The sequence below is a fragment of the Porifericola rhodea genome, assembly GCF_030506305.1.
Taxonomy (GTDB): domain Bacteria; phylum Bacteroidota; class Bacteroidia; order Cytophagales; family Cyclobacteriaceae; genus Catalinimonas; species Catalinimonas rhodea.
Genome location: NZ_CP119421.1, coordinates 2,892,202 through 2,915,401, shown reverse-complemented (window position 1 = coordinate 2,915,401; position 23,200 = coordinate 2,892,202). Strand labels below are relative to the sequence as shown.

The window sequence follows — 23,200 nt, the reverse complement described above, 5'->3', positions numbered from 1 at the left end:
CTTACATAAGAAATCTTAGTCAGCTGTAAATGTAAATGTTAAATATTAATTTTCAATTATAAATAAAGCATATTTTAGTATTATATTTTAATATTTGAGCATATAGTAAAATAATAACGTTGCATTATCTCTATATATAAAAATAAACTAAATATTACCCTCTTTTTTAAAGACTGAAAGCAGAGAAGAGCACTTTAATAAATTTTAAAAATTATGGTTTTTATTAAAGTTATTTTTAACACTTTTTAATTTAACTATAATTTTAATAAATATATAATTTGTTAAACCTTTTTGGACTTTGAAATCTTTACTTTTCTTCTGACTAAAATTATGATTTAATTGTAGGTAAGATCATTTTATTACATTTCTGCTTTTAATAATAAGCTAAAAAATATAACCAAACAAATTAGTTATATATACTTATTAAATTACTATGTATTGAGAGTTATTGAAGGGAACAACTGTATATATTGCAGAAGTACAGGCAAGCATAGATCTTGTATGTCAGAATTAATGGAGAGCCCCTCTATTATCTAATTTCAGAGTATAATTAGAAATAGGTCAGCAGAACGAAAAATAAAAAATTGAGGCACAAAATTTAAAACGACCCATTGATCACACCAAAAAAAAAAAAACACCTCATACTTTAAGTATGAGGTGCCTTATCAACGTCTGATTGTTAATATTTAGAACCCAGGATTTTGCTCAAGATCCGGATTAAGATCTCTTTCACGTTGAGGTATGGGGAATATAGCATTATTATCGCCAGCCTTCACACCTATTCCTGCGCCAATGGGGGCCGCCGACTCAGGAATTGATTCCTCAGTTCTTAAAGGAAGACCTCTTCTTAAAAGATCCATTCTGCGGTGTCCTTCAAAGCAAAGTTCTTTTCTTCTCTCAACCGCTATAGCTTCAAGAAGCGCATCCTTACTATCAAAAGTAGTAAGGTTCCACGCCGTTAGACCAGCTCTTTCCCTTACTAGATTCATGAGATCAATAGACTCCTGATTGATACCATTTAGCTCAGCCAGAGCCTCAGCCCTGTTTAACACCATCTCTGACACTCTAATTATTGAAGGGTCACTACTGTTTAATGCACCATCATCGTATTTGGTAGTAAATATGGCAGAATCACCGCTAAACGTAGTTCCCTTTTCTTTAAGCTGATACCTCAAGTCTCCGCTCTCTTCTTCAAATGCACTCATTAAATCTGATGAAAATGGAGCGTCTCCTCTTCCTCCCTGATTATTAGGCTCATAATAACTATCCCATGAACCAGAACCACTTTCCTCATCAGATTGATTTTCAAAATCTATTTCAGTATTCTCGATCGTAAAAATATGTTCTACACTTACTGAATTGTAAAATGAATAATCAGTTGCAAGAGCATAGCCTTCTGTACCAATTACTTCATTGGCAAGGCTAGCTGCCTGCTCCCACTCGCCACGGTACAAACGCAATCTTGAAAGAAGCGCTGTTGCAGCTGTGCTAGAAGCTCTACCCTGCTCTATTTTAGCAGGTAGAAGCTCTCTCACCTGGTTAAGGTCCGTAATAATCTGTTGATGTACTGCTTCCAAGCTTGATCTTTCATACAAAATTACTTCACCAGTAAATGGCTCTAGAACTAAAGGTACAGCTAGGTTTGCTCCATTCGCTACTTGATAAGGTTGAGCGTAGTAATTTACTAAGTTAAAGTAACATAATGCTCTTATAAAAGTAGCCTCACCTACAAGTTGGTTTTTCAAATCATCGGTGAGTGCAGGATCCTCAATACCTGGAACATTAGCAATCACAGCATTAGCTGCTAATATTGCTTCATAGTGGTCTTGCCACACTTCACTTACAGTTCCATTATCTGCATTTACACTATAGTTGTTGATTTGCTGCAAAGTTGTAAATGATCCCACAAAATTGACATTGTCGGTCTGATAATCTGCTACTACTTGTGGCTGAGAACCAAACACATGAATATCCTGCAGAAGATTGTAGGCTCCAATCAATACACCTTCAGCAGCCAAAGCATCAGAAAATGCCAGCTCATCTGAAAGAGACTGCTGAGGGGATAGTTCCAGCTCATCGTTACATGCAGTAATCGTTAATGCTGTTAAAGCTATAATGAATAGTTTTTTCATCTTTTTGCGTTTTTAAAATCCTAAAGAAACACCTACTGTAATGGTTCTTGCCTGAGGAGAAGTAAAAAATGTTTCTCCTTGAGCAGATGTGTCTGTACCACCATTATTAACTTCAGGATCTATTCCTGCTTCTTTCAAATCGCTAAATAAAGTGAAAGCATTTTGTGCCTGTACGTAAACCACCGCCCTATCAAAGAAATTTGATGACTCTAGCAGGTTGTTTGGAATATTATAAGAAAGTCTGATATTTTTGATTCTTAAATAACTGGCATCAAATAGATGGAGAGTAGATTCTCTATTAAAATCAGCTATATAGTCGCTTCTTAATGCAGGAACTGTGGCATTTTCCCCAACAGTTGTCCAGTAATCTAGCACATCACCTGACATATTGAATGCTCCGCTAGCAGCAATATTATAAGAAAATTCATTGTCACTCACATACGATTTGCTACCAGATACAAAGTTAGCGAATATACGAAGCTCTAATCCTTTGTACTGAAAAGCATTAGTAATACCACCTGAGAATGAAGGAAGCGCCGAACCTACATATACTCTATCATCAGAAGTTGGAGAGTTTGTAGGTTCACCATCACGATTTAACCATTCAGGGTCACCAGTCTGGGGGTTAATACCATTGTATCTGATGATAAAGAATTCGTTAACGTTAGATCCCACTACAGCTCTTTGTGAACCAAAAGCAGCTTGACTCACAAACTGATTTCCAAATGGGTCTACAGAAGCACCCGGTAATTCAAGAACTTCATTATGTAGAAAGCCAATATTTGCTTGAGCAGTCCATCTAAAATCAGGCCCTTCTATAATATCAGCAGCAAGATTAATATCTATACCTCTGTTTAAAAGCTCACCCGCATTTTCTGTACGTGATGTAAAACCTGTGGTGGTTAAAATAGGCACATCTAATAAGAGATCAGTAGTCACTTTGTTATACCAGCTCGCATCTAATCTTAATCGGCTATCCAGAAAATGAGCACTTAAACTAACGTCTAATTGTGAAGTTTCCTCCCAAGTCAAATCAGGATTAGCTGGCTGCGCAGCTTCTAAGCCTGGATAACCATTGTAATCACGTCCAGCACCGTATAAACCTAATGAAGCAAAGTTATCAATTCTATCATTTCCAGAAATACCATAGCTAGAAGTCAACTTCAAGAAATTAACAGCACTGTTTTCAGGAAAAAAAGACTCTTCACTGATTAACCAACCACCTGAAACCGCCCAGAATACCCCATATCTATTGTTAGCTCCAAAACGAGATGAGCCATCTCTCCTGATATTACCTTCCAAAATATAACGATTGCTATAGTTATAGTTTAATCTTCCAAAAAGAGAGTAAAGCGACCATTCTGTTCCGGTAGCCTCAGTTGTAGTTGGAGTGGCTCCTGAAACTACATTTGGAAGCGCATCTGAAATGAAGCCTTGAGATCCTACCTCTATGTCGTCTCTTACAGAAGTTTCATAGCTAAAACCACCTAGAACCGTGAACATATTGTCTTCAAGATCGAAAGAATAAGAAGCAGTATTGGTAGAAACCCATTTATCATCCTGAATAATTTCACGCCCTGCAGAACCACCTGATAAGAATAAGTCAACAGTTCTGGTTTTTGTTTCAGTCAACACATTGTCAATACCCCAGTCTGTACGTAATATTAATCTTTCAATGGGTTCAAACTCTGCATATACGTTTCCGGTAGTTCTCTGAGACACAAACTCGAAGGTGTTAAGAGCCTGAGAAGCTAGAGGATTATCAAATCCTACATCTTGAAAGTTACCATCCGCATCATATGGTTCAAGATATGGCAATTGTAAGTAACCTACGGTCAATGGAGACCCAGTAGAGTTTTCCTGAAAGAACCTATCATTAGTAAGACTTGAAAGGCCTAAATTTAATCCAAAACGTACTTTATCTGTAGCTTCGTGCGTCAGATTAAGACGGCCATTAATTTTATCAACATCGTTTCCAATCTGATAAGAACTAGAGTTAAAATAAGTACCTCCTACATAAAAAGTTGTTTTATCAGTACCACCTCTTGCTGAAAGTGAGTATGAATTTGTTCTACCAGTTTGTGTTACACCATCTAACCAGTTGTACCCTGTTTGTGGCAAACTACTAGGTTCTGTAGGTGTTCCCCTGGCTGTTAAGTAATCTGAACGAAACTGTCTCCACTCATCAGCACTTAAAACATCTTTTAAAACTGTTGGCTCTGACCAACCTGTAAAATAATCAAATGAGAATTGTGTTTTCTGACCCGCTGAGCCTTTTTTGGTGGTAATTAATACTACACCATTAGCTCCTCTGGAACCATAAAGAGCAGTGGCTGAAGCATCTTTCAGCACTGTCATTGATTCAATATCATTAGGATTTAAGTTGAAAATAGGGTTCAGGGCAGATCCTCCTGCTTCATCAGAGTAGCCTTCTGCTCCACCAGATGCATCATTCAAAGGAACACCATCCAAAACATATAGAGGCTGGGTACCAGCATTGATAGAGGCTACTCCTCTAATTCTTACGTTCTGTGAAGTACCGATAACTCCAGACGAACCAGTTACTTGAATACCACTTGCCTGCCCTTGAAGCAGCTCCTGAGGACTTACAACCGGAAAGTCTCTGAAGTTATCTGCATTTACAGTTTCAATCTGCTGTACGTTCAGTTTTTCAGATTTTGCTCCGTAAGCTTGTACCACTACCTCGCTTAGCTGTTGTGCGTCTTCGTTCATCTCTATATTGATGGAAGAACGATCGCCAATCGCAACTTCACGCTCAGCTAGTCCAATAAAAGAAAAGACTAATGTACTGGCATCCTGAGGAACATTTAGTTTGTAATTACCATCTATATCGGTAACTGTACCTACAGTAGTGCCTTTTACAATAACATTTACTCCCGGAAGGGATTCTCCGCTTTCAGCAGATGTGACTTTACCAGACACTGTACGGTTTTGAGCCTGTACGCTGGTAAAGCAAAACAAAACAATCATTAGGCTGCTCAAACCTAGTTTTACCCAGGCTGCCCTGCCTAATGATAAGCAGTTTGTAAAGTTTACACGCATATATGTATGATTTATGTTGAAAGAAAATGCTAACCCATAAACTCAACTCTTTTTACCACTTATTACACCTGCTGTCTTTTAGGAGCTGAGCGTTTACTTTTGAACAGTATTTTATATGTTGTTTTACTATAAATAGTAGATTATTGTAAGTCCATTTTATCTAGACAAATGAAGATATAGATGTTAGGTATTTATATAAAAGATTTGCAAACATATACATATCAATGAAAAAAACAAGTATGCATGCAGAATATTGGATTTATAATAATAACATAAATGCAATCAATATTTATTAATTATTCAAAGCAAAATATCAAAACAAATACAATATCATGATTTTGATATTTATAAAGGTTTTTTTTCGCAGTATTGAAATTTGAGACTTATGCTACTCTTATCAATATATGAAATGTAGTATTTTACTTCTAACAAAATCAAACCTTTAACTTTTGTTTTTACATAAAGTTCTCTATGGAAGGCAGGTTTTTTGATTTTTGTCGGTACAAAGACAAAAAAAAGCCCCTACACCGAATGTAGGGGCTTTCTCAAAATTTAGTGATAAACAGTCTGTTATTCCTCTTCAGGTTCAACTACCGATACTGTAAGTTCTCCTTCATATTCTCCGTTTGATACTTTAATAAGGTGCGTACCAACAGTAGGAAAATCTACATAGATAAACTCCCCTTCACGAGAAGCATTTACGGCATTACCATCTACTGACCATGTATACTCTTTGTTAATGGTAAAACCTTCTACATAGTAGGGTTCTCCAGTCGTACCGGCTTCAACTTCAGCTGCACCGTTGATTATTAAAGAGTCGCCCGGTTTCCATGAGATGCTTTCTTCTCCATCTTCATCGCAAGCGGTAAATACAAACGAAAGACAAAGTATAAGAGCTGTTAATATATTATATACTTTCATTTTCTAATGAATTTTATTTTAGCTAATGATTAATTCACATCCCACCATACGGGGGTGTTTAGTGCATCTGCTCCCTGACGAGCAACAGCCTCATCATAGCTGGCACTGTTTAGGTTTTGCTCATCTACAGGATAAGTTACACGAAGAGGAATTCCAGTACCTACTAATGGTCCGGCCGCAGGAGGAGTTAATACGCCAGTAAAATCAAGTCTTCTCCATTCTGTCCAGCCCTGAATGCCCTGCATATATAGCGCCAGCCATTTCTGCTCACCGATAGACTGTCTCCAGTTGTTTTCGTCAAAAGGAACTACATTAGTATAATAGTCTTCAATGACCTCTGTTTCTATAGTTTCACCAGCAAGACCTGACCAATACTCCATAGAGGCCTCAATAGCCTGATTATAGTAGTCTGCGGGATCATTACCGATAAAGCCACGGGCAGCAGCCTCTGAAAGGATAAAAAGTACCTCAGCATAATCCATATAAACACCAGGAGACTCAGCACTTAGCACTACCTCACTTGGCTGAGACACAGCACTATTAGGAATAGCACCTGCCTGAGATTGTGATAAGCCGTAAGTTAAACCAACGTACTCACCGCTAGCATTTGGAGCTGCGTAGTAGTCAAGACGCGGATCATTGTACTTTTTAAGTAAATCTACTAATGGTTCACTCGCTGCAAAGTCTGCTCTTGTTTTTCTGTCTTCGTTCAGGGGGTTATTATTTGGTACAGAAGTAGCATATCTTAATAAAGCATTGTCTGCATTACCTTCAAATACTCCTGCTGCAAGAGCTTCAGTAATTGCAGTTTCAGCCAAAGCTGGCTCTACATCTGCCATGCGGATGGCAACTCTCATCTTTAGAGAATTAGCAAACTTCTTCCACTTTGCCATATCCCCTTCATAAATTAGGTCTCCACTAGTGAAACCCGCACCATTTACATCAATCATATCACTGGCTTCAGTTAACTCTACAAGAAGATCTTTGTAGATTTCCTCCTGAGGAGTATAAGCTGGTGCTACCTGATCTGCTCCCTGTAGGGCTTCAGTATACGGTACATCACCCCAAATATCAGTGATAATCTGGAACATCCAGGCTTTCATGATTTTAGCAACAGCGATCTGGTTATTAGTGTCACCATATGCAGAAAAGTCTTCAGGAGTTTCTTCATTAAGGCGAATAATTTCCTGTAAGTCTCTGATACCTCCCCCATTAGGGTCACCTGTCATAGCAGCATCACGACCAGCATAATAGTAAAGCCAGTAGTTATTGTTAATGTTCTGTCTTAGTTGGTATCTGCTTTCGTCTGTATACTCATTGGCAGACCAGTATTGAGCGTAGAGCATGCCGAAACGCCCATTATGCCACTCATCCCAGATGTGATCCATCAACTGCTTCTGCGCTGAAGAAAGCAGCGCGGTAGTAGGTACTACCGGCGGCTGGTTAGGGTTAGTGTTTAGCTCCTCAAAGTCCTCACAAGCGCTTATTGTTACAATAAGGCCTGCCAGAACAAATATTTTGATATAACTTAATATATTTTTCATAGTCATTTCTGAAGTTAAGCGTGATTAAAGACCAAAGCTAAGGTTAAAGCCCCAAGATCTTAGTGAAGGCAGCTGGGCACCTTCTATTCCCTGTACGTTTCCAGAGCTCAAAGTAGATTCAGGATCCAGATGAGGGATATTTTTATGTAGAATTGCCAGGTTACGTCCTACTAATGAAAGCGTAACATTTTTGAAAGGTGAATTCTCCATAATACTATTTGGCAAAGTATAGCCTATAGTTACTTCACGCAGTTTAATAAAGCTTCCGTCGTAAACGTGTGCGGCGTCTACACCGTATAATCCCTGGAAGTAGTTAATAGCTGAAAGTCGCGTAGTATTTGGCTCGTACTGAGGGTTTTCAGCAGTACCTACATTTACTACACCTTCTGCCACTACACCTAACTCTCTGATGTTGTTAGCTACAGTTTCTTCGTACATACCGCTGTACTTTCCAAACATATTTGAGATAGAGAATATATCGGCACCTTTTCTACCATCTATTAATACGCTGGCATTGATACCTTTATAAGTAAAGGAGTTAGTGATACCACCAGTCCAGTCAGGCATAGCATTGCCTAGCGGCACCTGTCTGTCTGTAGTAGCATAAGTACCATCAGCATTGATTACTTTATTACCATTTCCATCATATACATAGTCAAATCCTAAGATAGCACCATATGGCTCACCTTCTCTAGCTACTACTGACACTGCAAACGGAGCACTTGATAAGGTATAGGTATTGATACCTTCAGCCAGTTCTACTACTTCGTTTCTGTTTCTGGCCCAGTTTACAATTACATCCCACTGGAAGTTTTTAGTAGCAATAGGTGTACCTCTTAGCTGAAGCTCTACCCCTTTGTTAGTCACTTCACCAGCATTAATAATCTGAGAGCTATATCCGGTAGAACCAGAAATATCCACAGTAAAGATCTGGTCTGTACTTACTGAGCTGTAGTAAGTAACATCTAAGCCCAAACGATCTCCGAAGAAACGCATGTCAGTACCAATTTCCCAAGAGTTGGTACGCTCAGGCAGCAACTCAGGATTGTTAAGTGCGTTAGGCACTGAATAGCGAGGGTTAGCACCGAAGCTTTCTTTAGGCGCGTAAGTAAGCGCCAGACGATAAGGATCTGTATCGTTACCTACCTGTGCCCAACCTGCTCTTAATTTACCATAAGAAAGGATGTTGCTGTTTACTAAAGGTTCTAGTTCTGAGAAAACAAAACTACCTGATACTGAAGGGTATAGGTAAGAGTTATCACCTGCAGGCAGCGTAGATGACCAGTCGTTTCTTAAAGTCAGGTCAACAAATAACATGTCTCTGAAACCTACAGAAGCATTACCAAACACACTGTTGATCTGTTTTTCTTCAAAGTAATCGTCTACCAGTATTGGACTTACTGAGTTGATCAGGTTATAGAAGTCAGGCACGTTGAGTCCACCCTGTGTAGTACCTACGTTACGGTTGTAAGAGTTATATCTGATGTTACCACCTACAAAAGCATTTAGTGAGAAGTCGGTACCATACCTTTTGTCAAAAGTAAGGATCAGGTCTGCGTTGGTTTCACTTACTTCTCTTACTGCTTCAGAGTAAGAAGGAATATCCTGAGAACCTACCGCTAGTCTCTCTTCTCTTCTGTCAGTATAGAAGTCGGTCATTACACGACCAGTTAATGACAGCCAATCGGTAAATTCGTAGTTCAGGGTAATGTTACCAAATATACGCTCACGATCGTCATTCTGATAGTTTTCGTAACGAGTCCAGTAAGGGTTATCAGAATATTTAGGGGTTAGGTCGGTAGGACCAGTAATGTTCCATGTACGTTGGATACCTTCAGATGTTTTATAAGTTCTCAGCTTGTCCATGTCCATCTGGCGCTGGCTCCACTGGTTAAACTGCTGCATCACGTTAAGACCATCATAACCAGTACCAGGACGACCTAAAGCACTATTTTTCACATAGTTACCAGTTACTGAAGCAGTAAACTTTTCAGTAAGTTTGGCTGAACCTGAGAAGTTCAGGGTATTTCTTTTTAGCTCACTATTAGGCAGAACAAAGTCCTGGTTTACATTAGAGTAAGATACTCTGAAAGTAGCTACATCATTACCTCCAGAGAAAGAGATATTATTATTTAATGTAACTCCTGTATCAAAGAAGTCTTCAATGTTATTAGGGTGAGCTACCCAGGGGGTTCTCAAACCATAGTCAGAGTCACCTTCATAGAAGCTGTACCACTGGCGAACCAGGCGTCCATCCAGTCTGGGGCCCCAGCTTTCGTCAAAAGCGAAGTAAGCTACATCTTCACCATTAAACTGGGTGAAAGGACCGTTACCGCCGCCGTATTCATTTTGGTATTTAGGCAATACGTAAACTTCATCCAGCGTAACGCTTGAGTTTACGCTTACACCTATACCCTTACGGTTTTTCCCTTTTTTTGTAGTGATCAGAATAACACCATTGGCAGCACGTGTTCCGTATAGAGCAGCAGCACTGGCACCCTTAAGAACAGAGATAGACTGTATGTCATCAGGGTTAATATCCTGAGCCATGTTACCATAGTCATAACCTCCGCTACCACGAGCCTGGTCTGTAGAGTTGAAGTTTGAGTTGTCCAGAGGAACACCATCTACTACAAATAAAGGCTGGTTGTTACCTGCTACTGAGTTTACACCTCTGATCAGGATACGAGAAGAACCACCCATATTACCGGAGGCTCCGCTTACCTGCACACCAGAGATACGTCCAGAAAGTGAGTTAACTACATTTAGCTCTCTGGCTTTAGTAATTTCTTCACCTTCTATCTCTTGTACAGAATAACCTAAGGCACGCTCGTCACGCTCAATACCTAAGGCTGTTACCACAACTTCTGATAACTGCTTAGTATCAGGTTGTAGTTGAACGTTAATAGTCGTTCTGTTACCAATAGCTTCAGCCAGTGTCTGAAATCCGATAAATGAAAATGTAAGTGAGTCAGCACTTTCAGATGCATTAATACGATAGTTACCATCCAGGTCGGTTACTGTTCCCTGGGTGGTGCCTTTTACAATTACGTTAACCCCTGGTAAGGGCTCACCTTCTACCGAACTAACCTGTCCGGTAATTACTTGCTGGGCGTGCGCAGAGGCACACAAAAAGAACAATGCCACTACGAATGCCAAACGTCGGGCATGTATAGTGACACGATTGGTACAATTGATTCCCATAGTTACTCTATTTATCTGTAAAAATTAGACTTGAATCCGTAAAGAAGAGGAGCTGCAAAAAACCATCGACTACTTAGTGAAAAAAAACACCGCACAGTCAAAAAAGTAGAAACAGAACTCCTTTTAAGACACCCATAAAAATTCAAGATATTCTTAATATTCAAATTTAGACACTTTTCAAATTTTTGAAAACAAATATGCAATTTTTAGTATTTTATTACTTGCAAAAATTCTTAAACAAGCTACATACTATTGTCAACTTGAAAATTAAGCTTATTAAAAAGCTATACTTTTTAGCTAAAACGAAATAATTGACTCTTTTAAGGCTTAGTATTGCTAAACCTAAAGTGAGAAAAAGCAAATTAGATGTCAAATAAGCAACTTTTACCACATAGCATAATTCAATTTTTCTAACGAAAAGTGTAAGAAAGCCTGCAAAATATAGGTAAAAGGAACTCCAAATTACCTAGATAAAAATATCTATAATGGTATGTCTAAAAATAAAAAAAGCAAACAGGTAAAGTAACCAATTTGCTTTAATTTAGAATGGTTTGAAAAGCCTATTCTTCGCTTAGCTGCACGTTTATCGTGTTTTTTCCATTTATTGCTACCTTCTTGGTCTGGTACCCCAGGCTGCTAAATATCAAAGTGTCAGCATTACTTCCTACTTCTAAGCTGTATTTTCCTTCAAGGTTAGTAACAGTACCCTGGTTAGTTCCTGATACGCTTACATCTACACCGGGTAGAGGCTCGCCACCAGAGCTTACTTTACCACTTATTGTAGCTTCTGGAGCTTGAATAAATGCAAAAACAGCACCTATAACTAGAACAGCTAAAATAATTAAGCTAATCTTCTTCATGGTTTCTCTCTTATTTATATTAAAAAAATAGATGTCCTTTTAATGATAAGAGAGACTATCCCCGAAATGTTCAACTTTAAGTAAAAGGCCTGCTAAGCAAATTTATCGGACATAATAAGTTTTAATGATAGCTTCTGTAGTTTTTTCCTGGGGGGTAAAATCTGTCTCCCAACGCTCCCAACGACTCTGTTTGTTTATGTAGGGGTACCACTTCCATAAGAAGCCCCCTGCGAACCAGGGCTTAGTCCAGAAGGTCTGAAAAAGAGCTTCATAAGCTCTTTCCTGAGCAGTAACATTTACTTTTAGGTCTTCCTGCTCATCATTCCAATGCCCACGCGAAGCATAATCAGCACTTCTGTACCCATACTCTGTAAACAAGATTGGCTTGCCGTATTTATCTTTAATCTCTTCTATGCTTTCAAATGGTTCTTTCCACCCCTCTAGCAACTCGTTCAGGCTGGGATTTCTCTTCTCTGAGATAGGAAAGTAAGCATCTATACCAATGTAATCCAGTTCGTTCCAGAATGTCACATTTTCAAAATTATCCCAGTTGGCAGCATAGGTAAGTTCTCCATTATACCGCTCTCTGATATGCTGAGCTAGCTTTGCCCAATATTCTGGCCTTTCGCGAGCGGGCACACGATACTCGGTACCTATACAAAGTAGTTCTACACCTTCGGCTATGGCTATATCGGTTATAATCTCTAGATACTGAGAGTAGGAAGCCTCCCACTGCTGCCACTCTTCTTCTGATTTTAGATTGAAATCTCCCGGCCAGCCCTGCCTTCGTATCCACACATGAGGTTTAAGCATCACTTTAAGCCCCAGTGCTTTGGCATATCTGATAGTCCACTCCACACCTCTTTTTGTCTCTCCCCACCACTGGCGTGTAGTATCGTAGTTTACCTTTGGATCGTTTTCGTAAGAGAAAGCATAGGGTACCACAGCTACCCAGCCAGCGGCTATAGTTTGCACACCCAGCATAGCTTCCTGTGGTATGGAGTCTCGGGGGGCTACAAAGCAGACTCCATCAATTTTATCTCCTCTATACTCCTGTGAAACACTCTGGCAGGCAGCCCCAGCTACCAGAAGTAGAGCAATTAGTAAAAATGTATGTATACTTTTTAACATCTATGCTTAAGAGCGCATGCCTGCACTGTACTCCTTCACTGTCTGTATAAAGCACTTAACTTTATCAGGATTAATGTCCGGGTACACGCCATGGCCTAAATTTGCAATGTGACCATAGGGGCCAAACTCATCTAGCATACGCCTGGTCTCTTTTTCTATTACTGCATTATCTGCATAAAGCGTAGCAGGATCCAGGTTCCCCTGAAGCACTTTTCGGTCTCCGAACAGTTCTCTCATGGCCAGAACATCCATGTTCCAGTCCAGACCCAGCGTATCACATTTTAGATCCTGCATAGCTGGCATACTGGTAAACGCACCTTTAGCAAACACAGTAACCGGTACTTCTGTAATTGCATCACAAATTTTAGAAATATAAGATAAGGAAAATTCCTTGTATTGCTCAGTAGACAAGATACCTGCCCAGGAGTCAAATACCTGCACCAAATTAACACCAGCCTCTATCTGAGCCTTTAGGTAAGCAATTGTACTCTCTGTAATCATATCTAGCAGACGATGCGCAAGGGCCGGCTCTTTATAAAGCATTGCTCTGGGCTGAGAGAAGGTTTTACTTCCTGCACCTTCTACCATATAGGCGAAAATAGTCCAGGGAGCACCAGCAAAGCCAATTAGAGGTACACGGCCATTTAGTTCTCGCTTAGTTACTTTTATAGCTTCCGGGGTATAAGCCAGGTCACCGGAAATATCTGCTACTTTTAAGCGGTCAATATCTGAAGCTGAACGCACCGTTTTAGGAAAATAGGGGCCTTTCTTCTCTACCATCTCATAAGGTAAACCCATCGCTTCCGGTATTACCAGTATGTCAGAAAAAATGATGGCAGCATCCACCTCAAGTATATCTACAGGCTGAATGGTTACTTCCGCCGCACGTTCCGGATCTTTTACTAACTCTACAAAACCCTTCATCTTTTCTCTTACCGCACGGTATTCTGGTAATATTCTACCTGCCTGGCGCATAAGCCAGACGGGCGTACGCTCAGTTTTTTCACCACGAATGGTTCTTAGTAATAAGTCATTTTTTAATTGCATACTCAAAATTAATAGATAAGTCTAGAGCAGACATAGTTTATGCCAATTTTTAGATTAAAAGGCTCAGTTTACCTCCCTGCATGTCTACTCAATTTTTAGTACATTTCCACCTTAAGCTAACACTTTAGCTTATTGTTAGTATTTTTTAAAAACTACAAATAATTTTTTATGTCAATACAAAGCATTAATCCATTTAACGGCAAGATATTACAGGAGTTTGAAGCCCATACCGATGCTCAGATAGAAGACACATTACAAAGTGCAGAAAGCACTTACCGAAAATGGAGAAAAACCCAATTTAATGAAAGAAGCAGCCTGATGCACAAAGCTGCCGAGGTGCTTAGAAAAAATAAAGATAGATATGCCCAAATTATGACCGATGAGATGGGCAAAACAAAAAAGGAGGCTATAGCAGAAGTAGAGAAATGTGCACTATGCTGTGACTATTATGCTGATAATGCGGAAAAATTTCTGGCAGATGAACCCCTACAAATTGACCAGGGAGAAGCATATATAGCTTATGACCCCATAGGAACAGTATTAGCCATAATGCCCTGGAACTTTCCGTTCTGGCAGGTTATAAGGTTTGCTGCCCCAAACCTAATGGCCGGTAATGTAGGTATTCTTAAGCATGCTTCTAATGTACCTCAGTGCGCTCTTGCTTTGGAAGAAGTATTTAGAGAAGCCGGCTTTCCGAAGGGGTGCTTTCAGTCCTTACTTATACCTAGCAAAAAGGTAGACAACATGCTGGGGGATGCCCGAATTAAAGCAGCCACGCTCACCGGAAGTGAGGGAGCAGGTAGTAAAGTTGCCGCAAAAGCAGGTCAGGAGCTTAAGAAAACAGTGCTGGAGTTGGGTGGCAGCGACCCATTTATAGTACTGGCTGACGCTGACATAGAAAAAGCGGCTACTACTGCAGTAAAAGCAAGAATGATTAACTGCGGACAAAGCTGTATTGCTGCCAAACGCTTTATAGTAGTAGAAGAGGCCTATGAACAGTTTATGGAAGTATTTACGAGGAAGATGAGTGCCTTAAAACAGGGAGACCCTAACGAAGATGATGTAGACTATGGCCCTATGGCAAGAGAAGATCTGGCAGAAGAGCTATTGGAACAGGTGCAGAAGTCGGTTGAGAAGGGTGCCGAAATTATCCTTGGCGGAGACCGACCCGACAAAGAAGGGGCTTTTTTTAATGCCACCATATTAGGTAACTTAAAAAGTGGAATGCCAGCATACGAAGAAGAACTATTTGGACCAGTTGCTACAGTATTCAAAGCTCGTGATGAAGAAGAAGCTATACTTATCGCCAATGACTCACCATACGGATTAGGCGGTTGCGTCTGGACGCAGGATATTGAAAAAGGGAAGAGATTTGTTCGTCAGGTAGAATCAGGGGCAGTTTATATCAATAAAATGACTGCTTCGCATCCGGCACTACCTTTTGGAGGGGTAAAAAAATCTGGTTATGGTAGAGAACTTTCTCACCTGGGAATAAGAGAGTTTGTTAACCAAAAAACAGTCTGGCTGGAGAAATAGCTATCCTGTAAGACTTAAAAATCTGGCAATACGGTAAAATACTCTGTATTGCCATTTTTTTTGAGTGGCTAAAAGACGACTATGCTCCTCCGGCTCTTTACTTTAATTTTTCCTTTAGAGCAAGTTAGTTCTAAGCTTAGTACAGAGCATTCTATAGCCTTTGTAATTGAATGCTTATCAGCTAACTACGAGCTAGGCTGTAGCTCTCTTAGCACAGCCTTGTTTAGTGCCAAAGCATACCCCAGGTGCATCGCTTCATGAACTGCATTGAAGCCTACTGCTTCTTCAAAATTATTTAGCCTGATACCAAACGTTTCTGCTGTATAAGGTTGAAACTGCTGGAAACGCCTCTGCTTCAGGTCTTCCTCCATTTGGTCCATTGTATTCAAAGCCATTTGCTTAAATGTTTCAATTTCCTCAACAGAAACTATTCCTTGCGGTTTTGTGCCTTTCCTATAGCTGTCCACCATTTGCGCATCAACATACATTGGCAGACTAGAGAGCTTGTAACAAATAAGCTGCTGTGTAACGATGATATGCCCAAAATTCCAGATAATATTATTGTTAAAACCATAAGGAATACGGTTTATAGCTTCTTCGTCCAGGCTATTGAGCAGACGAATAAAGTTTTCCCTTGTTTTGTAGATGTTTTGTAAAGCTTGCATAGGTGAGTAGTTGTGAGTAGAAATCCGCTTAATATATTGACTAAGAACCAAGCACTTCCCACTTAAGAAATGCTTAGCCCTTGGCTTCATCTTGCATTAATTAAGACCCATAATATCTAAAGCTCTCTCTAAATCTTCTGGGGTATCTATACTGATGCTTTCATGCTCTGTAATTCCAATTTTAATGGGGTAGCCATTTTCTAACCAACGTAATTGTTCCAATGACTCAGCTTTTTCCAGACTAGATACCTGAAGCTCAGTTACTTCACGCAAAATATCAGCACGATAAGCATAGATGCAAACATGCTTGTAGTAGGTATGATGCTGCAACCATTCACTTTTGTCTACTCCTCTTAAATACGGTACACACTCTCTACTAAAATAAATAGCCTCCATATTCTTATTAAACATCACTTTCATGATTGTGGGGTTAAATAATAAGGGGGCCTCCTTTACCTGATTTACCAATGTTGCCAGTTGTGTTTTTCCATCCAGCAGAGCAACCAGCTCATCTATTGTTTCAGGAGCAATAAATGGCTCATCTCCCTGAATATTAACCACATAGTCGTAATCAGTGTCTTGTTGGTCTAATGCTTCCCGGCATCGGTCAGTACCCGAAGGATGGGCTTCTGAAGTCATTACAACTTCGCCTCCAAACGACTCTACATGTTTTCTGATATCTTCATGATCCGTAGCTACCACTACTTTATCTAGCTTTTTGGCAGCTGATGTCTGCTCATATACTCTTTGTACCATACTTTTTCCTTTAATATCAGCCAATGCTTTGGCAGGAAAACGAGTAGATGCCAGTCGTGCCGGAATAATTCCTAGTATCTTCAATCTTTAATATTGTTTAATCCGTTATCTGAACTTTGTTTGAGTAAAAAGCTACATATGACTTAATGTGCTGTGCTTTTTCTTTGGGCTCTGGATAGTACCAGGCAGCATCTTTTGCCTCCTTACCCTCTACTTCAATATGATAATATGATGCCTTTCCTTTCCAGGGGCAGGTCGTGTGTGTGTTACTTTTTTTAAATGCCTCCTGTTGAATAGAGCTTTGTGGAAAATAATGATTTCCTTCTACTACTTCAGTTTGATCACTTTCGGCTATCACCTGACCGTTAAAAATAGCTTTCATAGCATGAATTTTAAAAATTAACTTTCGTTTTAATCATACGACAGCTTTATACTTGAAGATGATATTTTTTACGATTATCCTCAAACATGGTCTCAATAAAGCCATACCAAAAGCATGTTACAAACTATATTAATCGGCAAAGATTACTTTTTAATTAGTTTATCACCTTGGTGTACAGCATTGTGCAAGGGTATAATAAAAAAATTCAGCAAATTCTAAATCCAAAACCCTGAAAAGCGTATAAAGAGACAGTAGTATGTAGAAGGGGGTTTTAGAGAAACGCCTACCCTTATAATTTTTATATTTGTACATGATGACAATCTATCAATACCTTAAGTTTAGCAGCATATGCATTTTTTCTCTATCGTTATTTGCCTGTGAGTCCGAATTTGGAAAGCAAGCCCAGACATTTGATAACAAACTTTACTATGACCTGAAAGGCGAACTAGAGCAGCAAATTGTGCTACTGAGTCAGCAAAACCCAGAGGTAGAAATTACAGCCCGAATCGGGGAAAAAGAGGAATCAGAAAGAGTGCAAAAAGATAGTACTGCATGGGCAGAAGCATTAAAGCTTTTTATGGATGCTGACCTTAATAAGGCTGTGCTTAGAGACCAGTATGTAGTAGAAGATAGTACTGCTACAGATAGCGGCTTGCAGATCAGACTTTATAGAGCAAAAGACAAGAGTTCTGTAGACATTCCTTTTATGGAGGTGTCATTTGAAGATTCACCTGAGCATGTAAAGGCTGTAAAAGCTACTTTTCAGGAAGAGAATCTCCTCTACAGCACTTATCGCGATATGCACTTATATTTTGAGAAAGCTGATGAGCAATTGAGACTCACAGAGTATGTCATTCAGGGAAAACAGAAAATGATTCTTAGAGATAGTGTCTTTTACCTGACACAGGGCACATTATACTACTAAGACTAAGACCGAGAATGTAGGTTTAATAACTTCTTCAATTTACTTATAAGCGATTTCTCTTCTTTCTCATCAATAGTATAGTAGCCGTAACCGTAGCGTGAGTTTACGTAAGACCGATCAGCAGTGGAACTAACGCCATTTATCACTGCGGCCAGGTTTGGAAACTCTTTCGTTTTCTGTAGCTTTTCAAGTGTGCGCACAAAATTTCTTCTTGAGTAGTCCGCTCTGAATACATAGAGAGGAATATCAGCATTTTCCATTACCAGTACACCATCTGTAACCAACCCTACCGGAGGGCTGTCAAGTATTACTACATCGTATTTCGTTTTCAGCTCCTCTACCATTCGGGTAAATGCTTTGCTTACAATTAGCTCAGATGGGTTGGGAGGAATTGGACCGGCACTAATGATATCCAAACGCTCAGTTCCTGCATTTTGAATACATGCATCTAAATCATATTCTCCAATTAAGTAGGTGCTTACTCCTTTTTCCTCATTTTTAATAGAAAACACCTGATGTATTTTAGGCTTACGCAGGTCTACATCTACTACTACTACTTTTTGCCCTGATAAAGCCACCACATAGGCCAGATTGCTGGTAACAAAGGTTTTACCTTCTGCTCCTACAGTAGAAGTCACAGAAATTACTTTTTTATCGTTACGCAGCCCCATAAACTGCATATTTGTTCTTACTGACCTGAACGCTTCGCTAATGGCTGACTTAGGAGCTTTATCAACTACCAGCCCCAGGTTGTCTCCCTTCTTTCCACGAAATGGTATTGACCCTAAAATTGGCACAGAAATTAACCGCTCAAGTTCGCTTTGGCTACTGATCTTATCGTTTAACACATAACCTACTGCTAAAAACATGAGGCTAAGTATAATGCCGCTAATAGCACCCAACCCTAATACCGTAATTTTCTCGGGAGCCACCGGTTTACCAGGCATGGTAGCTGGCAATAGTACCACAAAATCTGTCACAGTTCCGGCTTTAGCTATTTCCAGTTCATTCTTCTTTTGGATAAGCGACAGAAAAATCTCTTCGTACAAGCTATAGTAACGTTGGTTTTTACCATACTGAGTTCCTTTAGAGGGAAGCTTAACAAACTCTTGCTCAATTTTCTGCTTCTGCTCTTCTATTTCTCTCAGTTTAATATTAAGCTGAGTATGGTAGGTTTCAAGCAAAGTGCTTATATCACTTTTAAGTAGTTCTATCTTTTGGTCTTTCAGTTTAACTGCGATAGAAGACTCTTTATAAGAGGCAGTTATCAGTTCCCTCTCATTGAGCAATTTATTCAGTTGCTCAATATACTGTAAAACATCACTTGGATATTTAACAAAACTGGTTGGCTCAGTTACTATAAGCTCTTCTTTTACTACTTTATCGTTTAGTTTTTTGATGGATTCCAGCGTATTTTCTAGCTGAAACTTTTGATAATCAAGTTCTTCCATCTGTAGAATTACTTTACCTATCTCCGATTTAAGGTTATCAGTTTTATTGTTAATGGTAAAGTTCTCAAAGTAATTTTCATAAGTAGATAGCCTTTCCTCAATCGTATTAAGCTGGTTATCCAGAAATTGAAGCTTTTGCTCTGTAGCCTGATTTTTCTTCTCTTGTGTATATTCCAGGTATACTGAATCTATAACCGTAACCAGATCTCTGATCTTTACTTTATCATATCCCTGAAAGCCTACTTTAATCGTATTTGCCTTAAAATTGATAGGTTGTACGATCATATTGTTAGACAAATAATTCACCAATGCCTGATCGCTATTGATGGTGAAGTAAAAGGCATTTCCGTTAAGTCCCTCTCTGTAATGAGAGGTTAAAGTGATTACAAAGCGAAAAGAGGGGTGGTTAATTTCTTCACCAAATTCATACGCACGGGAAAATCGGCTTCCTCCCATTTCGTAAGAGAGTAGAAATTGTTCATGGTTGATTATTTCTACATCTATCGGCTTATCTAGAAAGTTTTTATCTTTAAGTTCATACTCTACTCTGAATGGTGAGTTTTTGTATCTCTCCTGAAACAAAACCCTTCCGTAAGCATAATAGCTTATATCCATATCTACAGCTTCTACCACCTTGCTAAAGAAGAGGTTTGACTTAAGGAGTTCAATTTCACCGGCTAAATTATCCATGTTCTGGCTAAGGTTGTTAAAGCCAAGAATATTAGCCTCGCTTTTTATATCAAGACGCAGTACAGAGGTAGATTCGTAAACCGGGCGGGTATATCTGATGTAGAGATAAGCAAGCGTATTAGTGGTAACAATTATTAGAAATACCCATATTATATTTTTCCTCAGGGTATGCAGTACTTTGCTAAAGTCAATTCCCTCTAAGCTACTGCTTTCAGAATTTTCAACTTCTATATCATACTGCTCACTTCTCATACTTACTCTATGAAATTATTAATAAGTAAAATCAACGTCAGGGTGCTGGTAACCAAGCTTAGTATAGGAGAAATATCCCTGACTGCTTCATTGGCAATTCTTTGTACAGGCTGCACATAAATAATATCATTTGGCAGCACCTTTAACGAAGCATCTTTCATTCCGTCTATGGTAGAGAGGTTGATCAATCTTACTTCCGGATCATTTAAATCTCCACGGATTAAACGTATTTTGTCTACTCTGGATTGTGTGTTCACCCCTCCTGCCAGGGCAAGAACTTCAATCAGGTTTGTATTTTCATTTTCCAAAGGAACTACCAAACCTCCGGTAGCTCCCAATACGATCACCCTTTTATTTAGGTAACGAGTAACGACAAAGGCCCCCTCATAATATTGTGAATACTCTTTTGCCAGCAAATTATCAGCTTGATAAAGTGTAAGCCCCTCCAGTTTGATATCTCCTATCATTGGGAGCTTAGCCATACCATTTCCTCTGATTAAAAACTTAGGCTTCTCTTGTTGACGAAACTGTTGATTATTATTACCGGAGTTGAGTTCTCTCATGATCTCATTATTAGGATCTATGATTAACTCCCCGTCGTTCGTATAAACTTTGACTTCTATATAGTCATTTGGCTGTAGAACATAATTGCTGTTAGCATCTTCCAGAGCTAAAGCTACATTTTCAGGCACTACCTCCGTTTCAGTTTGAAACAGTATCCTGTTTTTATAGGCTCCACATGCGCTCAAATAAAAAGCCAGGCCTGTTATTAGCGCAAAATACTTGTACCTTGAATATAAATTGTGAGTCAAACTCCTGCTAGATTTACTGCCCGGAAATTTCTTTAAAAGTGGGTAAGGCCAAATCTTTTTCAGATACAATTGGCTCTTTAATACCATGCTTTTCTAGTTCCCAATCAATGTTCAGGCTTGGATCATTCCAAATAATACCAGACTCTGAGGACTTGTTGTAAACATTCGTACATTGATAGGTAAATACTGCATCTTCTAAGGTTACAAACCCATGCGCAAACCCCTCAGGAACATAAACCATATTATGCCTGATACTATCCAACACAAAAGTTTTATGTTCGCCATAAGTAGCAGAACCTTCACGTAAGTCAACTACTACGTCCAATACTTTGCCACTTACTACTCTTACTAATTTTCCCTGCTGGTAGGGTGCCTTTTGAAAGTGTAAACCTCTGAGGGCTCCTTTTTTAGAAAAAGATTGGTTTGCCTGCACAAATGTGTAGTCAAGGCCCATCTCTTTAAATTTATCAACATGGTAGGTTTCCAGAAAGTATCCCCTATCATCGCCAAATACATCCGGAAATACTTCTACTAAATCTTTTATGTGTGTTTTTTCAATACGCATCTTCTTGCAATTGATCTAGAATTACTACTTAAATAAGCTCTAAGCTAAGAAAAGGAATGTAAATTATTCCAATATGAAGACAAACAGTTTAATATTCATCTTTTGTCAGGCCGTGAGCTTTTTGTGAGGCTTGCCTACAAGAATATCAATTGCTTCTTGATACTTACTGATTACTATGTTTTCATCAAACTGCTGCTGAACTTTAGTTCTGCCTTTTTCTCCCATATCCTTTCTCTCACCTTCGCTAAGTAGCAGCATATCTTTCATTTTTTGAGCCAGGTCTGAAGAAGAGCGGACCTTGCACAGAAAACCATTTACTTTATGCTCAACTACATGTCTACAACCCGCAGTATCAGTAGTAATAATAGGTTTGCTTAGGCTTGCTGCTTCCAATAACGTACGAGGAAGCCCCTCGCGATAAGAAGGGAGCACCACACAATCGGCCAGTTCTATCTGTTGTTTCACGTCATCTGTAGTGCCCAGATACTCAATCAGGCCCTTCTCTACCCACTCATCTACCAATTCCACAGGTATACCTCGCTTGTGTAGCGGGTCTTTTGCCCCCAGAATCTGAAACCTGGCTTCTATACCATCGGCCCTAAGTTTTTTGATAGCGTCAATATATTCTATAATACCCTTGTCATATATCAGGCGGGAGATAACTAAAAAGGTGAAAGCTTGGCCAGTGGTATCATCTGTAGGCATTGAAGGCACAAAATTTTTAAGGTTAATACCCGAACCAGGTACAGTATCCGCAATTCTACTTTTGATAAGTTTTTCTCTTACAAAGAGTTGAAAATCGTCATGGTTTTGAAAGAACACCTTATGAGGATACCTAAATGCAAGTCTGTACAGTGTTTTAGCGACTACCGATACCCATCCCTTTTTGAGAAACACGGTACCTAATCCGCAAACGTTGTTAATCATGGGAATACCTGCGGCTTTAGCAGCCAGGCTTCCATAAATATTAGGTTTTACAGTATAGTGTAGGATAATATCCGGCGAAAGCTGTCTGTATAGCTTGTATAGTTCATATATAAGACCTGCGTCTTTGACAGGGTTGACCCCTCGGCTATCCATTTTTATAGAATGGAACTGATACCCCATCTCCTGAAGGCGATGGCTATACTTATCATTAGGAGCAAGTATGATGATTTCGTGACCATTTTCCTGCAATGCATTGATTAGCCCAAGGCGAAAATTGTATACGTTCCAGGAAGTGTTTAGTACTAATGCTATTTTCATAAAGTGATAAAAATCCAGC

17 protein-coding genes are annotated in these 23,200 nt (G+C 39.3%); 2 read left to right on the top strand and 15 right to left on the bottom strand.

The annotated features are described in order from the left end of the window. Window positions 1-686 precede the first annotated feature (686 nt). The 8 genes from PZB74_RS11900 to hemE all read right to left on the bottom strand — a co-directional run bounded on the left by PZB74_RS11900 (window position 687) and on the right by hemE (window position 13,902). A complete protein-coding gene (locus PZB74_RS11900) occupies window positions 687-2,132 on the bottom strand; it encodes a RagB/SusD family nutrient uptake outer membrane protein (RefSeq protein ID WP_302236239.1) in 1,446 nt (481 codons plus the stop codon). 12 nt (window positions 2,133-2,144) lie between these two features. After that, window positions 2,145-5,195, bottom strand: coding sequence for a SusC/RagA family TonB-linked outer membrane protein (locus PZB74_RS11895; RefSeq protein WP_302236237.1), 3,051 nt, complete (start codon window positions 5,193-5,195; stop codon window positions 2,145-2,147). A gap of 570 nt (window positions 5,196-5,765) precedes the next feature. Then, the gene (locus PZB74_RS11890) at window positions 5,766-6,116 is read right to left on the bottom strand and encodes a hypothetical protein (protein WP_302236236.1); all 351 of its coding nucleotides are present in this window, start codon (window positions 6,114-6,116) and stop codon (window positions 5,766-5,768) included. A gap of 29 nt (window positions 6,117-6,145) precedes the next feature. Beyond that, window positions 6,146-7,660, bottom strand: coding sequence for a SusD/RagB family nutrient-binding outer membrane lipoprotein (locus PZB74_RS11885; RefSeq protein ID WP_302236234.1), 1,515 nt, complete (start codon window positions 7,658-7,660; stop codon window positions 6,146-6,148). 24 nt (window positions 7,661-7,684) lie between these two features. After that, window positions 7,685-10,864, bottom strand: a complete 3,180-nt coding sequence (locus PZB74_RS11880; RefSeq protein ID WP_302236232.1) for a SusC/RagA family TonB-linked outer membrane protein — start codon at window positions 10,862-10,864, stop codon at window positions 7,685-7,687. A gap of 560 nt (window positions 10,865-11,424) precedes the next feature. Further along, window positions 11,425-11,724, bottom strand: a complete 300-nt coding sequence (locus PZB74_RS11875) for a carboxypeptidase-like regulatory domain-containing protein (protein WP_302236230.1) — start codon at window positions 11,722-11,724, stop codon at window positions 11,425-11,427. 102 nt (window positions 11,725-11,826) lie between these two features. Continuing rightward, a complete protein-coding gene (locus tag PZB74_RS11870; RefSeq protein WP_302236228.1) occupies window positions 11,827-12,855 on the bottom strand; it encodes a glycoside hydrolase family 113 in 1,029 nt (342 codons plus the stop codon). Between the two features lie 6 nt (window positions 12,856-12,861). Continuing rightward, on the bottom strand, window positions 12,862-13,902 hold the full coding sequence (gene hemE / locus PZB74_RS11865) for a uroporphyrinogen decarboxylase (protein WP_302236225.1): 1,041 nt from the start codon (window positions 13,900-13,902) through the stop codon (window positions 12,862-12,864). Window positions 13,903-14,070: 168 nt separating this feature from the next. On the opposite strand from hemE, the gene PZB74_RS11860 reads away from it, so the two are divergent. Then, window positions 14,071-15,438: an NAD-dependent succinate-semialdehyde dehydrogenase gene (locus tag PZB74_RS11860; RefSeq protein ID WP_302236223.1), complete on the top strand. Its 1,368-nt coding sequence runs from the start codon at window positions 14,071-14,073 to the stop codon at window positions 15,436-15,438. A 185-nt stretch (window positions 15,439-15,623) separates the two neighbouring features. On the opposite strand, the gene PZB74_RS11855 is transcribed toward PZB74_RS11860, so the two are convergent. From PZB74_RS11855 to PZB74_RS11845, 3 genes are all read right to left on the bottom strand, one after another. Next, window positions 15,624-16,103, bottom strand: coding sequence for a DinB family protein (locus PZB74_RS11855; RefSeq protein WP_302236221.1), 480 nt, complete (start codon window positions 16,101-16,103; stop codon window positions 15,624-15,626). A 96-nt stretch (window positions 16,104-16,199) separates the two neighbouring features. Then, window positions 16,200-16,943 carry a 3-deoxy-manno-octulosonate cytidylyltransferase gene (gene kdsB, locus PZB74_RS11850; protein WP_302236219.1) on the bottom strand — a complete coding sequence of 248 codons (744 nt, stop codon included), beginning with the start codon at window positions 16,941-16,943 and terminating at the stop codon, window positions 16,200-16,202. Window positions 16,944-16,956: 13 nt separating this feature from the next. Further along, complete coding sequence (locus tag PZB74_RS11845; protein ID WP_302236216.1) at window positions 16,957-17,241, bottom strand: DUF427 domain-containing protein; 285 nt, start codon at window positions 17,239-17,241, stop codon at window positions 16,957-16,959. A 310-nt stretch (window positions 17,242-17,551) separates the two neighbouring features. Here PZB74_RS11845 and PZB74_RS11840 point away from each other — a divergent pair, with 310 nt between their 5' ends. Then, window positions 17,552-18,166 (top strand): hypothetical protein, encoded by a 615-nt coding sequence (locus PZB74_RS11840; RefSeq protein ID WP_302236214.1) that lies wholly within the window; start codon window positions 17,552-17,554, stop codon window positions 18,164-18,166. A 2-nt stretch (window positions 18,167-18,168) separates the two neighbouring features. Here the strand turns inward: PZB74_RS11840 and PZB74_RS11835 are convergent, their stop codons facing one another. The 4 genes from PZB74_RS11835 to PZB74_RS11820 form a co-directional block, all read right to left on the bottom strand. Further along, the gene (locus PZB74_RS11835) at window positions 18,169-20,559 is read right to left on the bottom strand and encodes a polysaccharide biosynthesis tyrosine autokinase (RefSeq protein ID WP_302236213.1); all 2,391 of its coding nucleotides are present in this window, start codon (window positions 20,557-20,559) and stop codon (window positions 18,169-18,171) included. A 2-nt stretch (window positions 20,560-20,561) separates the two neighbouring features. After that, window positions 20,562-21,308, bottom strand: a complete 747-nt coding sequence (locus PZB74_RS11830) for a polysaccharide biosynthesis/export family protein (RefSeq protein WP_302236212.1) — start codon at window positions 21,306-21,308, stop codon at window positions 20,562-20,564. A 76-nt stretch (window positions 21,309-21,384) separates the two neighbouring features. Beyond that, window positions 21,385-21,936, bottom strand: a complete 552-nt coding sequence (gene rfbC, locus PZB74_RS11825) for a dTDP-4-dehydrorhamnose 3,5-epimerase (protein WP_302236211.1) — start codon at window positions 21,934-21,936, stop codon at window positions 21,385-21,387. A gap of 105 nt (window positions 21,937-22,041) precedes the next feature. Beyond that, the gene (locus PZB74_RS11820; protein WP_302236210.1) at window positions 22,042-23,181 is read right to left on the bottom strand and encodes a glycosyltransferase family 4 protein; all 1,140 of its coding nucleotides are present in this window, start codon (window positions 23,179-23,181) and stop codon (window positions 22,042-22,044) included. Window positions 23,182-23,200 lie beyond the last annotated feature (19 nt).